General features: G+C 65.5%; 15 protein-coding genes and 1 tRNA gene. 12 read left to right on the forward strand and 4 right to left on the reverse strand.

The features are described from left to right. Positions 1 to 5: 5 nt before the first annotated feature. The 4 genes from mltB to ACE3OV_RS07375 are packed head-to-tail and all read right to left on the reverse strand — an operon-like array spanning position 6 to position 4,871. Entirely contained in the window at positions 6 to 1,025 is a 1,020-nt protein-coding gene (gene mltB, locus ACE3OV_RS07360; protein ID WP_374326338.1) for a lytic murein transglycosylase B, read from the reverse strand. After that, a complete protein-coding gene (locus ACE3OV_RS07365; protein ID WP_374326339.1) occupies positions 1,022 to 2,968 on the reverse strand; it encodes a DUF3488 and DUF4129 domain-containing transglutaminase family protein in 1,947 nt (648 codons plus the stop codon). Before ACE3OV_RS07365 ends, mltB begins: the two co-directional genes overlap by 4 nt. Continuing rightward, complete coding sequence (locus tag ACE3OV_RS07370) at positions 2,965 to 3,918, reverse strand: DUF58 domain-containing protein (RefSeq protein WP_374326340.1); 954 nt, start codon at positions 3,916 to 3,918, stop codon at positions 2,965 to 2,967. Before ACE3OV_RS07370 ends, ACE3OV_RS07365 begins: the two co-directional genes overlap by 4 nt. Before the next feature lie 5 nt (positions 3,919 to 3,923). Next, positions 3,924 to 4,871 carry an AAA family ATPase gene (locus ACE3OV_RS07375; RefSeq protein ID WP_374326341.1) on the reverse strand — a complete coding sequence of 316 codons (948 nt, stop codon included), beginning with the start codon at positions 4,869 to 4,871 and terminating at the stop codon, positions 3,924 to 3,926. A 124-nt stretch (positions 4,872 to 4,995) separates the two neighbouring features. Here ACE3OV_RS07375 and ACE3OV_RS07380 point away from each other — a divergent pair, with 124 nt between their 5' ends. The 12 genes from ACE3OV_RS07380 (at position 4,996) to ACE3OV_RS07435 (ending at position 14,979) form a co-directional block, all read left to right on the forward strand. Continuing rightward, positions 4,996 to 5,922: a histone deacetylase family protein gene (locus tag ACE3OV_RS07380; RefSeq protein WP_374326342.1), complete on the forward strand. Its 927-nt coding sequence runs from the start codon at positions 4,996 to 4,998 to the stop codon at positions 5,920 to 5,922. A gap of 80 nt (positions 5,923 to 6,002) precedes the next feature. Then, on the forward strand, positions 6,003 to 7,223 hold the full coding sequence (locus tag ACE3OV_RS07385) for an aspartate kinase (protein ID WP_374326343.1): 1,221 nt from the start codon (positions 6,003 to 6,005) through the stop codon (positions 7,221 to 7,223). Positions 7,224 to 7,280: 57 nt separating this feature from the next. After that, positions 7,281 to 7,373: transfer RNA gene (locus ACE3OV_RS07390), tRNA-Ser, on the forward strand. Between the two features lie 249 nt (positions 7,374 to 7,622). After that, positions 7,623 to 8,963 carry a Na(+)-translocating NADH-quinone reductase subunit A gene (locus ACE3OV_RS07395; protein WP_374326344.1) on the forward strand — a complete coding sequence of 447 codons (1,341 nt, stop codon included), beginning with the start codon at positions 7,623 to 7,625 and terminating at the stop codon, positions 8,961 to 8,963. A gap of 2 nt (positions 8,964 to 8,965) precedes the next feature. Further along, a complete protein-coding gene (locus ACE3OV_RS07400) occupies positions 8,966 to 10,183 on the forward strand; it encodes an NADH:ubiquinone reductase (Na(+)-transporting) subunit B (protein ID WP_374326345.1) in 1,218 nt (405 codons plus the stop codon). Beyond that, a complete protein-coding gene (locus tag ACE3OV_RS07405; protein WP_374326346.1) occupies positions 10,170 to 10,955 on the forward strand; it encodes a Na(+)-translocating NADH-quinone reductase subunit C in 786 nt (261 codons plus the stop codon). Before ACE3OV_RS07400 ends, ACE3OV_RS07405 begins: the two co-directional genes overlap by 14 nt. Positions 10,956 to 10,957: 2 nt before the next feature. After that, positions 10,958 to 11,629 (forward strand): NADH:ubiquinone reductase (Na(+)-transporting) subunit D, encoded by a 672-nt coding sequence (locus tag ACE3OV_RS07410; RefSeq protein ID WP_374326347.1) that lies wholly within the window; start codon positions 10,958 to 10,960, stop codon positions 11,627 to 11,629. 1 nt (position 11,630) lies between these two features. Next, positions 11,631 to 12,239, forward strand: a complete 609-nt coding sequence (nqrE, locus tag ACE3OV_RS07415) for an NADH:ubiquinone reductase (Na(+)-transporting) subunit E (RefSeq protein WP_374326348.1) — start codon at positions 11,631 to 11,633, stop codon at positions 12,237 to 12,239. Positions 12,240 to 12,249: 10 nt separating this feature from the next. Continuing rightward, positions 12,250 to 13,476, forward strand: coding sequence for an NADH:ubiquinone reductase (Na(+)-transporting) subunit F (nqrF, locus tag ACE3OV_RS07420; protein ID WP_374326349.1), 1,227 nt, complete (start codon positions 12,250 to 12,252; stop codon positions 13,474 to 13,476). Between the two features lie 18 nt (positions 13,477 to 13,494). After that, positions 13,495 to 13,725, forward strand: coding sequence for a (Na+)-NQR maturation NqrM (gene nqrM / locus ACE3OV_RS07425; protein WP_374326350.1), 231 nt, complete (start codon positions 13,495 to 13,497; stop codon positions 13,723 to 13,725). 8 nt (positions 13,726 to 13,733) lie between these two features. Next, positions 13,734 to 14,099, forward strand: a complete 366-nt coding sequence (locus ACE3OV_RS07430) for a CBS domain-containing protein (protein WP_374326351.1) — start codon at positions 13,734 to 13,736, stop codon at positions 14,097 to 14,099. Positions 14,100 to 14,103: 4 nt separating this feature from the next. Beyond that, positions 14,104 to 14,979 carry an arginase gene (locus ACE3OV_RS07435; protein ID WP_374326352.1) on the forward strand — a complete coding sequence of 292 codons (876 nt, stop codon included), beginning with the start codon at positions 14,104 to 14,106 and terminating at the stop codon, positions 14,977 to 14,979. Position 14,980: the final 1 nt, after the last annotated feature.

Consider the following 14,980-nt stretch of genomic DNA (forward strand, 5'->3'; position numbering starts at 1 on the left):
GCCGCCTACTGCGCCTGGTTGAGCGCCGTCTGCATCTCGGTGCGCGCCTGGCGGATCGCTTCGGCCAACTGGAAAACCGACATCGCGTAGAAGCTTGAGCGGTTGTAGCGGGTGATCACGTAGAAATTCTCGAAGCCCAGCCAGTATTCGGTCGGCGCTTCCGGCGTGACCAGGTCGACCAGCGTTACCGTCGCTTCCGCCGGCGCCTCGGCCAGGATGCCGCGCTCGAACAGATCGCTGGCCCGCAGGCTGGGCCGGATGCCGGCTTCGATCAGCGAGGCGTCCGGCGTTCCCGGCAGGTTGGCCGCTACAGCAACCGGCTGACCGGCCTGCCAGCCATGCTGCTCGAGGAAGCGGGCGACGCTGCCGATCGCGTCGTCGACGCTGTTCGCCAGATCGATGCGGCCGTCCCGGTCGAAATCCACGGCAAAGCGGCGCTGGCTGCCGGGCATGAACTGCGGGATGCCGATCGCGCCGGCGTAGGAGCCGCGCACGCTCAGCGGGTCGAGGCTGTTTTCGCGGCTGAGCAGCAGGAATTGTTCGAGTTCGGTGCGGAAGAAATCGGCCCGTCGCGGGTACTGGAAGGCCAGTGTCGCCAGCGCCTCAAGCACGCTGAAGCCGCCGGTGTTGCGGCCATAGACGGTTTCGACGCCGATGATGGCGACGATCACCTCTTCCGGGACGCCGTAGATGACGCGGGCGCGGGCCAGGGTTGCCGCGTGCTCCTGCCAGAAATCGACGCCACCGGCGACGCGCTGAGGATTGACGAAGCGGGCGCGGTAGCGTGTCCACGAACGCTGCGTCGGCAGCGTCGGCGGAGCGATCAACGACAGCACGCTGGCGTTTTGTTTGACCTGGGCGAACTGGGCGAGCAGTTCGCTGGCGTCGAAACCGTGGCGTTGCGCCAGGTCGCGGGCGAAGGCTTCAGCTTCCGGTAGTTCGGCGATATTGCCGGGCGCGGCGATGGCGCATTGGCTGAAGGTGGTGAGGGCGGTGAAGGCGCAGGCGGCTAGGGTCTTGATCAAACGAATCTCCGTCGGGGCAGGCGATTGACGGCGGCGCGCAGCGCCGCCAGGTGTTCGGGATCGGTGCGGGCATAGCGGGCAAGCAGATAATGGCGGACGACCGCATCGACAGCGGGGGCCAGCGCCGGATCGGTCCTGCGCACGCGCTCGGCAAATGCCAGCGGGGTTTCCTGAGGCGCGCAGTTTAACCCGATTCGGCGCTGGGCACGACGCCAGAGGCGGCGCGCTTCGTCGACGCGCGGCCGGTGCCACAGGTTGAGCAGCAGGATGGCGGCGAGCACGCCGCTGCCGGCAATGCCGAGCAAGGTGGCGAGCAGCCGCCAGTCCACGTTGGCGAAGCCCAGTTGCGACAGGAACTGGCGCTGGCGTTCGCCGTCGTAGCCGAGGATGTACTGGTTCCAGGCGTTATTCACGGCTTCCCAGCGGTGGCGCAGGTCGCGCAGCCAGTCGGCGCGCTCGAGCAGGAAGGCGGGCAGGGGCTCGCCGGCCGGCAGGGCGCTGGCGATGCCTTGCTCGATGCGCTCCGGGGCGACCGCCGCGGTCGGGTCCACCCGCGTCCAGCCGCGCCCTGCGAACCAGACCTCGGCCCAGGCGTGGGCTTCCGACTGGCGTACGACCAGGTAGCCATCGAGCGGATTGAACTCGCCGCCCTGGTAGCCGCTGACGACGCGCGCCGGCAGGCCGGCGGCACGCATCAGGAAGACAAAGCTGCTGGCGTAGTGCTCGCAGAAGCCGCGCCGGCTGCGGAACAGGAAGTCATCAATGGAGTCGCGCCCGAGCAGCGGCGGACGCAAGGTGTAGTGAAAGGCTTCCCGGTTGAAGTGGCGCAGCGCCAGATCGACCAGTTCCGCCGGGGCGCGCGCCTGCTGCTGCCACTCGCGGGCGAGAGCACGGGCGCGGGGATTGCCAGCCGTCGGCAGGCGGAGGTTGTCGGCCAGGGTTGCCGGCGCTTCCTGCGGGTTGAAGCGGAAAGCGGTGGCGGCGCGCAGGCGGAAGCGCTGGCGGCTGTCGATCGCCTGGGCGGCGAGCACCGCCAGCCGCCCGTCCCGGCTGGCGCCTTCGGGCAGCGTCAGCGGCGCGTCGAGGGCCAGCAGCCAGCGCTGGCCATGAGCTTCCAGCGTGGTTTCGTAGGCGATCTCCGGACCGTCGGCCTGCACCACTTCCGCGGGCAGGCGGCGCGGTGAACGCTGCCAGCTCGTGCCATCGAAATCTTCCAGCACCGGCCCGCGCCAGTAGAGCAGGCGGCGTGCCGGCGGCGCGCCGTCGAAACGGACCCGGAAGGCGACTTCGCCGCTGCTCACCAGTTCGGCGATGCTGCCCGGATTCATGCGCTCGGACAGCCCGGTGCGGCCGGTGTTGGCGTCCGCTGGCAAGCCCCAGAGCGGGCCGCTGATGCGCGGGAAAAGCAGGTAGAGGACAAGCATCAGCGGTAGCGACTGGAGCAGCAGCGTTCCCGCCAGACGCAAGTTGTCGCGGCGCTCGATGGGGCCGGCATGAAGACGGGTCAAGGCCGCGGTGACCAGCCACAGGGCGACGATCAGCCAGAGTACGACAATGATCTCCTGCGAGTGCAAGTAATGCGTCAGCAACAGGAAATAGGCGAGCATGACGACGACCACGGCGTCGCGTCGGTGGCGCATTTCCAGCAGCTTCAGCGCCATGAACATGACCAGCAGGGCAACCCCGGGTTCGCGCCCGAACAGGGTCCGGTATTCGGCGAGGATCGCCAGGTTGCCGGCAACGGTCAGCACCAGCAGCACCCAGCGCCCGGGCAGGCGCCGGTCTTCCCACCACAGCCAGCCGGCCCAGGCGAAAAGGACGACGGCGAACGCTGTCAGCCATGGTGGCAGCGCCAGCGCATGTGGCGCCGTGGCGGCGATGGCGGCGGCAAACAGCCAGGGCGGCTGCTCGCGGCTGAGGCTGGCGTCGCGTTTCTGGTTCATGCCGGATACAGGGCGAGCGCTTCGAGACAGCGGCGTTGCTGCTCGCGGCCGCTGGCGGCCGGGATATCCACGCCGGGCAGGGCGAGGGCGAAGGCAAGCTGGCGCTGGGCGGCATCGATCACCCAGCCGGCGAGCAGCGAAAGCCGGGTTTCGGCGGGCAGGGCGGGGTCGGTCGCCGCCCAGTCGAGGCGCAGTTCGCTGTCGCTGCCGCCGGCGAATTCCTTGATCAGCAGCGGTCGCTCGTCGCCCTGGCGGATGCTCGCCTTCCAGGCGACGTGGCGCAACGAATCGGCCGGTTGGCGTTCGCGAAAACCGGCGAAATCCTCCTGACCGCCCTCGCCATGGCGGGCGCTGCCGTTCGGCAAGGGGCGGCTGGCCGGCAGCGGGGTGAAGATCGGGCTCGGGTAGACCAGGCAGCGCATCGCCGGCCGCAGCTGGCTCCAGGCGGTGAACAGGCCGAGCGGGTAGCGGGTATCGAGGCGGACCGGCGGCAAGGCTAGCCAGCCGCGCCGTTGCGCCGGCACCGGTACGGCGACCGTCGTCCGCCCGTCGGCGTCGACCGCTGCATTCACCGGCAGCCCGGCGACGGCGGCAAAGACCAGGGCGCGGCGCGCATAGGGGCGGTCGTTCTCGAGCGTCAGCTCGAACTCCGCCGTCTCGCCGACATGCACCGGCGCGGCCCGTCCCGGCAGCAGGCGTAGGCGGTGCAGGTTGCGGAAACTGTGCACCATGCCGGTCAGGCCGAGGCTGGCGAGCAGGAAGACCAGGGCGTGGCCGAGCGCCAGGTTGTAGTTGATGGCGCCGATCAGCATGACGATCACGGCCAGCGCGTAGAGCAGCCCGGTGCGCGAGGGCAGGATGAAGATCCGCCGGCGGTCGAGGACGATCGGCGCCTCGCCGTCGCTGCGCTTGCCGAATATGAATTCCTGCAACCGGTCGAGCAGGCGCATCGCGGTCAGGGAATGGCGACGCCGGCGAGCAGCGCGCCGATGTCGCCGGCGGCGGCCATGCCGTCGCCGTGCGCCGCCAGCAAGCGATGCCGGGCGACTGCCGGGAAGACCGCCTGGACATCGTCGGGCAGCACCATGTCGCGGCCGGCCAGCCAGGCCCAGGCGCGGGCTGCCGCGAGCAATGCCAGTCCGGCGCGCGGCGAGAGGCCGTGGCGGAAGGCCGGATTCTGCCGGCTGGCCTCGACCAGCGCCTGCACGTAGTCGATCAGCGGATCGGCGGCATGGACGGCGGCGACGGCTTCCTGCAGGGCCGGCAACTGCGCCGCCACCAGCAGCGGGGCGAGACTTTCCGCAGCCTGGCGACGACCGCCGCTGCGCAGCAGTTCGCGCTCCGCGTCGCGCCCGGGATAGCCGAGTTCGATGCGCATCAGGAAGCGGTCGAGCTGCGATTCCGGTAGCGGAAAGGTGCCGATCTGGTGCGCCGGGTTCTGTGTCGCGATGACGAAGAAGGGGCGGGGCAGGCGGCGGGTTTCGCCCTCGCTCGTCACCTGGCCTTCTTCCATCGCCTCGAGCAGCGCGCTCTGGGTTTTCGGCGTCGCCCGGTTGATCTCGTCGGCCAGCACCAGTTGCGCGAAGACCGGGCCGGGGACGAAGCGGAAGGTCGATTGCGCGCGGTCGTAGATCGAGACGCCGGTGATGTCGGCCGGCAGCAGGTCGGCGGTGAACTGGATACGCGAGAAGTTGAGCCCGAACAGCGCCGCCAGGGTATGCGCCAGCGTGGTCTTGCCGAGGCCGGGCAGGTCCTCGATCAAGAGGTGGCCGCCGGCCAGCAGGCAGGCGACGGCGAGGCGGATTTCCTGCGCCTTGCCGAGGATGATCCGATTGGCGGCGGCGAGGACGGGGGCAAAGTCCGGCGAGTGGTCGCCCGCGGCAGAGGTATTTGTGTGGGTCATGCGTTCAATCCGTCAGGGGGTGCGGGGCATGGCCCATTCTAATGCTTGAAGCGGCCGCCGGAATGAGATGATAATGAGCCACAGAGGAGCGCTGCACAGGCGCAAAACCGCAGAGAGAGAACAAGTGACAACAACTGCCTTCATCACCCATCGCGACTGCCAGTTGCATGACATGGGAACGCATCACCCGGAATGCCCGCAGCGCCTGACCGCCATCAACGATCACCTGATCGCTCAGGGCATCGACGCCTATTTCGTCTATTACGATGCGCCGCTCGCCACCTTCGAACAATTGCTGCGCGTCCATCCGGCCTCGCATCTTGAACGTATCAAGCGCGCCTCGCCCGAACTGGGTGTCGTCCATCTCGATCCCGACACGGCGATGAACCCGCATACCTGGCAGGCCGCGCTGCGCGCCGCCGGTGCCGGTTGCCAGGCGGTCGATCTGGTGCTTAGCGGCGAATGCGAAAACGCCTTCTGCGCCGTTCGCCCGCCCGGCCACCATGCCGAGCGCAGCACGCCGATGGGCTTTTGCTTCTTCAACAACATCGGCGTCGCCGCCATGCACGCGATCAAGGCGCACGGGCTGGAACGCGTCGCCATCATCGATTTCGACGTGCATCACGGCAACGGGACCGAGGATTGCTTTGCCGGCAACGACAAGGTGCTGATGTGCAGCATCTTCCAGCATCCGTTCTATCCTTATTCAGGCATCGACAATCCGGCCGCCAACATGTGCAACGTGCCGCTGGCCGCCGGTTGTGGCGGCGAGGAATTCCGCGACGCCGTGCTGCAGGTATGGACGCCGCGCCTGAAGGAGTTCCAGCCGCAGATGATCTTCATCTCGGCCGGTTTCGACGGGCACTACGAGGACGACATGGGTGGCCTCAAGCTGGTCGAGAAGGATTTCGCCTGGTGTACCGAGCACCTCAAGAAGCTGGCTGCGGAAATGTGCGGTAAGCGCATCGTCTCGATGCTCGAGGGCGGCTACGTGATGACCTCGCTGGCGCGCAGCGTCGGCGCCCACCTGCGGGCGCTGGCTGACCTCTGAGCAGCGCTTTCTTTTAGAAACGGACGGGCTGGGTTAAAATCCGGCCCTTTCGTGTTTCCAACGTTTTTACGGATGAATCCATGGCGTTGATTGTTCAGAAATACGGCGGTACTTCCGTCGCCAACCCGGAGCGCATCAAGAATGTCGCCCGGCGCATCGCCCGCTTCAAGGCGCAGGGACACCAGATTGTCGTCGTCGTCTCGGCGATGAGCGGTGAAACCAACAAGCTGATCGCGCTAGCCCGGGAAATGCAGGCCCAGCCTGATCCCCGCGAACTCGACGCCGTCGTCAGCACCGGCGAACAGGTCACCACCGGCCTGCTCGCCATGGGGCTGAAAGCGATCGGTGTCGATGCCCGCAGCTATACCGGCGGCCAGGTCAAGGTCCTGACCGACAACACCTTCACCAAGGCGCGCATCCTGTCGATCGACGAGGAGAACATCCGCCGCGATCTCGATGCCGGCAAGGTCGTCATCGTTGCCGGTTTCCAGGGCGTGGACGCCGACGGCAACATCACGACGCTCGGCCGCGGCGGTTCGGACACCTCCGGCGTTGCCCTGGCGGCCGCGCTGAAGGCCGACGAGTGCCAGATCTACACCGACGTCGATGGTGTGTACACCACCGACCCGCGCGTCGTGCCGGAAGCGAAGAAGCTCGACACCATCACCTTCGAGGAAATGCTGGAAATGGCCAGCCTCGGCTCGAAGGTGCTGCAGATCCGCTCGGTCGAATTCGCCGGCAAGTACAAGGTCAAACTGCGCGTTCTTTCCAGCTTCGAGGACGAAGGGGAGGGTACGCTGATCACTGTTGAGGAAGACAAGAACATGGAACAACCGATCATCTCGGGTATCGCCTTCAATCGCGACGAAGCCAAGCTGACCATGCTCGGCGTTCCGGATACCCCGGGCATCGCCTACCGCATCCTCGGCTCGATTGCCGACGCCAACATCGACGTCGACATGATCATCCAGAATATCGGTCACGACGGCACCACCGATTTCTCCTTCACGGTGAATCGTGGCGAATACGCCAAGGCCCAGGCCATCCTGGAAAAGGTCAAGGCCGAGCTGGGCGCCCGCGAGATCGTCGGCGACAACAAGATCTGCAAGGTCTCTGCGGTCGGCGTCGGCATGCGCTCGCACCCGGGCGTCGCCTCGAAGATGTTCAAGGCGCTGGGCGACGAAGGCATCAACATCCAGATGATTTCCACCTCGGAAATCAAGATTTCCGTCGTTCTCGACGAAAAGTATCTGGAACTCGCCGTGCGCGTCCTGCACCGCACTTTCGGTCTGGATCAGTAAAGGTTTGACCAAAGGGCGCGGAGGCTATATCATCCGCGCCTCGTCGCTGAACGGACTGGAGACGTGGCCGAGTGGTCGAAGGCACACCCCTGCTAAGGGTGCATCCGGGCAAAACCTGGATCGAGGGTTCGAATCCCTCCGTCTCCGCCAGACGACGAAAGAAAAACACCCGCCAGGGTGTTTTTTTTCGTCCAGCGCATTCGTATTGCTCTGCCCGATGGAATATCACGATTCCATTATCTGCAGCCCGACGGTTCCAGCCAGCCGCCGTCGCCGGTAAACTCCCGGCCTTTGACGTTGTTGCATGCAAGGTCGCAAGGACGGGAGCGGCGCCCGGGGCAGAGTCCGGGCGAGATGAAATCCCGCCTTGCGTGGTCAATTTCAATTCGGGCTAAGCGAATGATCAGAATTAAACGCGGTCTGGACTTGCCCATCACCGGGGCGCCTGAGCAGCGTATCGAGGCCGCCAGGCCGGTACGCAGCGTGGCGGTCATCGGCTTCGATTACCACGGGATGAAGCCAACGATGGCCGTACAGGTCGGTGATCGGGTCAAGCTGGGGCAGGTGCTGTTCTCCGACAAGAAGACGCCAGGCGTCAATTTCACGGCGCCGGGTGCCGGCGTCGTCAGTGCCATTCATCGCGGCGAGCAGCGGGTCCTGCAATCGGTGGTGATCGCGCTGGAAGGCGACGAGGCAGTCAGCTTCGCCAGCTATCCGGAGGCGCAGATCGATCGGCTGAGCAGCGAAGCGGTACGTGACAACCTGCAGCAATCGGGGTTGTGGACCGCGTTGCGCAGCCGTCCCTTCAGCCGGGTGCCGGCCGTCGATGCGGTGCCGGCGTCGATTTTCGTGACGGCGATCGATACCCATCCGCTGGCCGCCGATCCGGCCGTCGTGATCGCTGAAGCGGCGGCCGATTTCACCCGCGGGTTGCGTGTGCTGGCCCGCCTGGCCAGGGTTTTTCTGTGCGTTGCCGACGGCGCCGCGATTCCCGGCAGCGGCCTGGAGCGAGTTCAGGTCGAGTCCTTCCGCGGGCCGCATCCGGCTGGTCTCGCCGGGACGCATATTCATTTCCTCGATCCGGTGGGGCCGCACAAATCGGTATGGACGATCGCTTATCAGGACGTGATCGCCATCGGTCGCCTGTTCGCCACCGGCCAACTGGCCGTCGAGCGCGTCGTCGCCCTTGGCGGTCCGCTGGTCGCCCGGCCGCGTTTGCTGCGCAGCCGCCTCGGCGCCAGCCTGGACGATCTGACGGCGGGCGAACTGACTGCCGGCGCGAAGCCGCGCCTGATTTCCGGTTCGGTCTTCGGCGGCCGTACCGCACGCGGCGCCTGCGCCTGGCTCGGGCGCTACCATCAGCAGGTTTCCTGCCTGGCCGAGGGGCATGACCGGGAATTCCTGCACTACCTGCGGGCGGGTGTGGACAAGCATTCGGTGATGAACCTCTACCTCTCCAAGTTGATGCCCGGCAAGCGTTTCAACTTCACGACCAGTACCAACGGCAGTCCGCGGGCAATGGTGCCGATCGGCAACTACGAGGCGGTGATGCCGCTCGACATCCTGCCGACGCAGCTACTCCGCTACCTGATTGTCGGCGACACCGAGATGGCCCAGAAACTGGGCTGCCTGGAACTCGACGAGGAGGATCTGGCACTGTGCAGCTACGTCTGCGCCGGCAAGTACGAGTACGGTCCCATCCTGCGTGACAACCTCACGCGCATCGAGAAGGAGGGTTGAGCATGGGGCTGCGTTCCTGGCTCGACAGCATCGAGCATCATTTTCACAAGGGCGGCCGCTACGAGAAATGGTATGCCCTCTACGAGGCGGTCGATACCGGTCTCTTCAAGCCGTCCAGCGTCACCCGGACCACCGCACACGTACGCGACGGTCTGGACCTCAAGCGGATGATGATCACCGTCTGGCTCTGCACTTTCCCGGCCATGTTCTTCGGCATGTGGAACGTCGGTTTTCAGGCCAACACCGTCTTTGCGGCCCAGCCGGAATTGCTGGCCGCGCAGGACAACTGGCGGCTCGCCCTGATCGCGCTGTTTGCCGGTTTCGATCCGGCCAGCCTGTGGGACAACCTGGTGCATGGGGCGGCCTATTTTCTGCCGATCTACGCCGTCACCTTCATCGTCGGCGGTTTCTGGGAGGTGCTGTTCGCCACGATCCGCGGCCATGAGGTGAACGAGGGTTTCTTCGTCACCTCGATTCTCTTCGCGCTCATCCTGCCGCCGTCGATTCCCTTGTGGCAGGTGGCGCTAGGCATCAGCTTCGGGGTGGTGATCGCCAAGGAGGTGTTCGGCGGCACCGGCAAGAACTTCCTCAATCCGGCACTCGCCGGGCGGGCTTTCCTGTTCTTCGCCTATCCGGCGCAGTTGTCCGGCGATGCGGTGTGGACGGCGATCGACGGTTTCACCGGCGCCACCCCGCTGGCCACCGCGGCAGCGGGCGGTGTCGCGGCGGTGACGGCAGGCGGTCTGAGCTGGTGGGATGCCTTCCTCGGCACGATCCCGGGCTCGGTCGGCGAGACCGGTACGCTGGCCATCCTGATCGGCGGTGCCGTCCTGTTGCTGAGCCGGATCGCCTCGTGGCGCATCGTCAGCGGCGTCATGCTGGGCATGGTCGGCTGCAGCCTGCTGCTCAACAGTGTCGGTTCGGCAAGCAATCCGATGTTCGCCATGCCCTGGCATTGGCATCTGGTGCTCGGTGGCTTCGCGTTCGGCATGGTGTTCATGGCCACCGATCCGGTATCGGCGGCGATGACCGATACCGGCAAATGGATTTTCGGGGCGCTGATCGGCGTCATGGTGGTACTCATCCGCGTCGTCAATCCGGCATTCCCCGAGGGCATGATGCTGGCGATCCTGTTCGCCAACCTCTGTGCCCCCTTGATCGACCACTTCGTGGTCACGGCCAACATCAAGCGGAGGGCGGCGCGCCATGTCCAGCAATAAGGAATCCACGCTCCGCACCCTGCTCGTCGCGCTGACCGTCAGCCTGGTCGCTTCGGTTTTCGTCGCCGGTTCGGCGGTGGCGCTGAAGCCGGTCCAGCTCGAGAACCGCCTGCTCGACAAGCAGCGCAGCATCCTGGCGATCGCCGGGCTGGGCGACAAGCTGTCGTCGGCACAGGTCAAGGAAGTGTTCGGCAGCCGCATCAAGGCGCGGGTGGTCGATCTCGATACCGGCGAGTATCAGACGGCGTTCGATCCGCTCGGTTTCGATCCGCTGAAGGCCGCCAAGGACCCGAAGATGTCCGCCGCACTCAGCAGCGAGGCGGACAAGGCGCTGATCAAGCGGCGCGAACGCTTCACCACCGTGTACATGGTCGAGCAGGAAGGCCGGATCGAATCGCTGATCCTGCCGATCCGCGGCTACGGTCTGTGGTCGACGCTGCACGGTTTCCTTGCGCTGAAAGCCGACCTCAATACCGTGGTCGGTCTCGGCTTCTACCAGCATGCCGAAACCCCAGGGCTCGGCGGCGAAGTGGACAATCCGAAATGGAAGGCATTGTGGCCGGGCAAGACGCTGTTCGACGATGCCGGCCGGCCGATCATCAAGGTGGTCAAGGGCGGGGTCGATCCGGCCAGCCCGGATGCCGGCCATCAGGTCGATGCGCTGGCCGGTGCGACGCTGACCAGTAATGGCGTCGACCGTTTGTTGCAATTCTGGCTGGGCGAGCAGGGCTTCGGTCCCTATCTCGCCAGGCTGCGTCAGCAGGGAGTCTGAGCATGGCACAACCAGCTACCGTCAAGGAAGTCCTGTTCAATCCGGTCTTCAACAACAATCCGATCGCCTTGCAGATCCTCGGCATCTGCTCGGCGCTGGCCGTTACCTCCAACCTCAAGACGGCGCTGGTCATGGCCATCGCGCTGACGCTGGTGACGGCTTTCTCCAACCTGTTCATCTCGCTGATCCGGGCGCAGATCCCGGGGTCGATCCGGATGATCGTGCAGATGGTGATCATCGCCTCGCTGGTCATCGTCGTCGATCAGGTGCTGCGCGCCTACGCCTTCAGCCTGGCCAAGCAGCTATCGGTGTTCGTCGGCCTGATCATCACCAACTGCATCGTCATGGGCCGGGCCGAAGCCTTCGCCATGCAGAACCCGCCGCTGCTGTCGTTCTGGGACGGGATCGGCAACGGTCTCGGTTACAGCACGATGCTCGTCGCGCTCGGCGTCATCCGCGAACTGTTCGGCGCCGGCAAACTGCTCGGCATCGAGATCCTGCCGCTGATCAAGGACGGCGGCTGGTATCTGCCCAACGGTCTGCTGCTGCTGCCGCCGTCGGCCTTCTTCCTGATCGGCCTGTTCATCTGGGCGCTGCGTAGCTGGAAGAAGAACCAGGTCGAAGCACCGGCTTTCCGCATGGCTCCGCAGGTCAGCGACCGGGAGGGGTACTGAAATGGAACATCTGTTGAGTCTCTTTGTCCGCACCGTGTTCATCGAGAACATGGCGCTCTCCTTCTTCCTCGGCATGTGTTCGTTCATCGCCATTTCGAAGAAGGTCGAAACTGCCATCGGCCTCGGTATTGCGGTCGTCGTCGTCCAGGTGATCACGGTGCCGGCCAACAACCTGGCCTATACCTACCTGCTGCGCGACGGTGCGCTGGCCTGGGCCGGCATGCCCGATGTCGACCTGTCCTACCTCGGCCTGCTCACCTACATCGGTGTCATCGCGGCGATCGTCCAGATCCTCGAAATGCTGCTCGACAAGTACGTGCCCAGCCTGTACAACGCGCTCGGCATCTTCCTGCCGCTGATCACCGTCAACTGCGTGATCATGGCCGGTTCGCTGTTCATGGTCGAACGCGACTACAACTTCTCGGAAAGCGTGGTTTACGGCTTCGGTTCCGGTGCTTCCTGGGCGCTGGCCATCGCGCTGCTCGCCGGCATCCGCGAGAAGCTGAAGTACAGCGACGTGCCCGCCGGCCTGCAGGGCCTGGGCATCACCTTCATCACCATCGGCCTGATGTCGCTGGGCTTCATGTCCTTCTCGGGCATACAACTGTAAGGGAGCGAGGATGAACATTCAGGAAATCCTGCTCGCCATCGGCATGTTCACCGGCATCGTGCTGGCGCTGGCGGTCTTCATCATCGCCGCCCGGGCCCGGCTGGTGTCGTCCGGCGACGTCGACATCGAGATCAACGGCGAGCGCACCATCACCGTGCCGGCCGGCGGCAAGCTGTTGCAGACGCTGGCCGCCAACAACATCTTCCTGTCCTCGGCCTGCGGTGGCGGCGGCACCTGCGCCCAGTGCAAGTGCCAGGTTCACGAAGGTGGTGGCGACATGCTGCCGACCGAGGAGTCGCACTTCAGCAAGCGCCAGGCCAGGGAAGGCTGGCGCCTCTCGTGCCAGACGCCGGTCAAGCAGAACATGAAGATCGAAGTCCCGGAAGAGGTCTTCGGCGTCAAGAAGTGGGAATGCACGGTCGAATCCAATCCGAACGTCGCCACCTTCATCAAGGAACTGACGCTGCGCCTGCCGGCGGGCGAGAACGTCGACTTCCGGGCCGGCGGCTACGTCCAGCTCGAATGCCCGCCCCATACCGTGCATTACAAGGACTTCGACATCCAGCCCGAGTATCGCGGCGACTGGGACAAGTTCAACATGTGGCGCTTCGTGTCGAAGGTCGATGAGCCGGTGATCCGCGCCTACTCGATGGCCAACTATCCGGAGGAGAAGGGCGTCGTCAAGTTCAACATCCGCGTCGCCTCGCCACCGCCCAACCGCGACGACATCCCGCCAGGCAAGATGTCTTCCTTCGTCTTCAACCTGAAACCGGGTGACAGGATCACGGTCTATGGGCCATTCGGTGAATTTTTCGCGCGCGATACGGAGAACGAGATGGTCTTCATCGGCGGCGGTGCCGGCATGGCGCCGATGCGCTCGCACATCTTCGACCAGATGAAGCGCCTCAAGTCCACGCGCAAGATCAGCTTCTGGTACGGTGCGCGCTCGATGCGCGAAGCCTTCTATGTCGAGGAGTTCGACAAGCTGGCCGAGGAGAACCCGAACTTCAGGTGGCATCTGGCGCTGTCCGATCCCTTGCCGGAAGACAACTGGACCGGTTACACCGGCTTCATCCACAACGTGCTCCATGAGCACTACCTCAAGGACCATCCGGCACCCGAGGACTGCGAGTTCTACATGTGCGGGCCACCGATGATGAATGCCGCGGTGATCAAGATGCTGCTCGATCTCGGCGTCGAGCGCGAGAACATCATGCTCGACGACTTCGGTGGCTGAGCGGGAAAGGAGGATGCCATGCAGACATTTCTGGTGACTTTCGGAATCATCGCCTTCCTGGTCCTGATCATGGCGATCGGCGTCATGTTCGGTCGCAAGCCGATCGCCGGCAGTTGCGGCGGCTACAAGGCGCTCAACCTGGATTGCGCAGCCGGTTGCAAGGAACCCTGTGAAAAACGCCTGGCCCGGATGCAGGCCGGGACTGAAGAGCAAGCGGAGGAAGCGTCATGCTCAGATCGTTGCTCGTAAAGGATTACATGACCGCCGATCCCCTGGCTTTCAGCCCGGAGATGGAAGTACTGAAGGCGGTGCACCTGCTGCTCGAACACCGCCTCAGCGGTGCGCCGGTGGTTGATGGCGATGGCCGCCTGCTCGGTTTCTTTTCCGAGAAGGACGGCCTCAAGGTGGCACTCAACGCCTCCTACTACGAACAGCCGGGCGGCCCGGTCGGCCAGTACATGACCCGCGAGGTGCTGACCCTGACGGCATCGTCGTCGATGGCCGATGCCATCGAATTGTTCGTGGCGCATCACTATCGCTGCTATCCGATACTCGACGGCGGACGGCTGGTTGGTCAGTTGTGCCGGCGCGATGCGCTGATGGCGCTGGAAAAGCTCTGGTAGGCCGATGGGCGAGGGCCGTCGGGTACGCGTGACCGGTGCCGCCAGCGGCATCGGCGCCCAGGACGTGGCCTGTGCCGACGGGCCGGTCGCCTTCCATCATTCGCAGGCCTGGCAGGCGCTCGCCCGCCACCCGGCGCTCGATTGGGGACGCACCCTGTTTGCGCCGGACAGCGAGCGGCTGTCGCGCACGGCGCGGATCGCCGCCCTCTGCCGGGCGCTCGCCGACGAGGTCGAAACCACCCTGAGCCAGGGACTGTTTCCGCTGGTCATCGGCGGCGACCATTCGGTGGCGGTCGGTACCTGGAGCGGTGTCGCCCGCGGCCTCGGGCAGCCGCTGGGTTTGTTGTGGATCGACGCCCACCTCGACAGCCATACGCCGGAGAGCAGCTATTCCGGCGCCGTCCATGGCATGCCGCTGGCCTGCCTGCTCGGCCAGGGCGACCGCCGTCTGGTGAGTATCGGCCTGCCCGGGGGACAACTCAGTCCCCGGCATTGCGTCGTGCTTGGCGCACGCAGCTACGAGCCGGAGGAAATCGATTTTCTGAGCCGCCAGGGCGTGCGCATCTTCGACGGTGAGGAAATTGCCCGCCGCGGCTTCGCCGCCTGTCTCGACGAGGCGGCCGGCATCGTCGCCAGCGCGCCGGCCGGCTTCGGTGTCAGCCTCGACCTCGACGCCATCGATCCGCGCTTCGCGCCCGGCGTTGGTAGCCCGGAACCGGATGGTCTACCGGCGGCCGACGTGCGCACGGCCTGGCGCTGGCTGGCCGGCTTGCCTGGCCTGCGCGCCCTGGAGATCGTCGAGTACAACCCGGATCGCGACCGCCACGGCATGACCGCGCAACTGATCGCCGACCTGATCGGCGAGACGGTGGCGGGCTGAG

Origin of the sequence: Azonexus sp., from assembly GCF_041909095.1 — a bacterium.
GTDB lineage: Bacteria > Pseudomonadota > Gammaproteobacteria > Burkholderiales > Rhodocyclaceae > Azonexus.

Excerpts from the sequence above, each read along its gene's own strand:
- ACE3OV_RS07365 (WP_374326339.1), bottom strand. The coding sequence starts at position 2,968 with ATGAACCAGAAACGCGACGCCAGCCTCAGCCGCGAGCAGCCGCCCTGG.
- ACE3OV_RS07370 (WP_374326340.1), bottom strand. The coding sequence starts at position 3,918 with ATGCGCCTGCTCGACCGGTTGCAGGAATTCATATTCGGCAAGCGCAGC.
- ACE3OV_RS07375 (WP_374326341.1), bottom strand. The coding sequence starts at position 4,871 with ATGACCCACACAAATACCTCTGCCGCGGGCGACCACTCGCCGGACTTT.
- ACE3OV_RS07385 (WP_374326343.1), top strand. The coding sequence starts at position 6,003 with ATGGCGTTGATTGTTCAGAAATACGGCGGTACTTCCGTCGCCAACCCG.
- ACE3OV_RS07395 (WP_374326344.1), top strand. The coding sequence starts at position 7,623 with ATGATCAGAATTAAACGCGGTCTGGACTTGCCCATCACCGGGGCGCCT.
- ACE3OV_RS07400 (WP_374326345.1), top strand. The coding sequence starts at position 8,966 with ATGGGGCTGCGTTCCTGGCTCGACAGCATCGAGCATCATTTTCACAAG.
- ACE3OV_RS07405 (WP_374326346.1), top strand. The coding sequence starts at position 10,170 with ATGTCCAGCAATAAGGAATCCACGCTCCGCACCCTGCTCGTCGCGCTG.
- ACE3OV_RS07410 (WP_374326347.1), top strand. The coding sequence starts at position 10,958 with ATGGCACAACCAGCTACCGTCAAGGAAGTCCTGTTCAATCCGGTCTTC.
- nqrE (WP_374326348.1), top strand. The coding sequence starts at position 11,631 with ATGGAACATCTGTTGAGTCTCTTTGTCCGCACCGTGTTCATCGAGAAC.
- nqrF (WP_374326349.1), top strand. The coding sequence starts at position 12,250 with ATGAACATTCAGGAAATCCTGCTCGCCATCGGCATGTTCACCGGCATC.
- nqrM (WP_374326350.1), top strand. The coding sequence starts at position 13,495 with ATGCAGACATTTCTGGTGACTTTCGGAATCATCGCCTTCCTGGTCCTG.
- ACE3OV_RS07430 (WP_374326351.1), top strand. The coding sequence starts at position 13,734 with ATGACCGCCGATCCCCTGGCTTTCAGCCCGGAGATGGAAGTACTGAAG.
- ACE3OV_RS07435 (WP_374326352.1), top strand. The coding sequence starts at position 14,104 with ATGGGCGAGGGCCGTCGGGTACGCGTGACCGGTGCCGCCAGCGGCATC.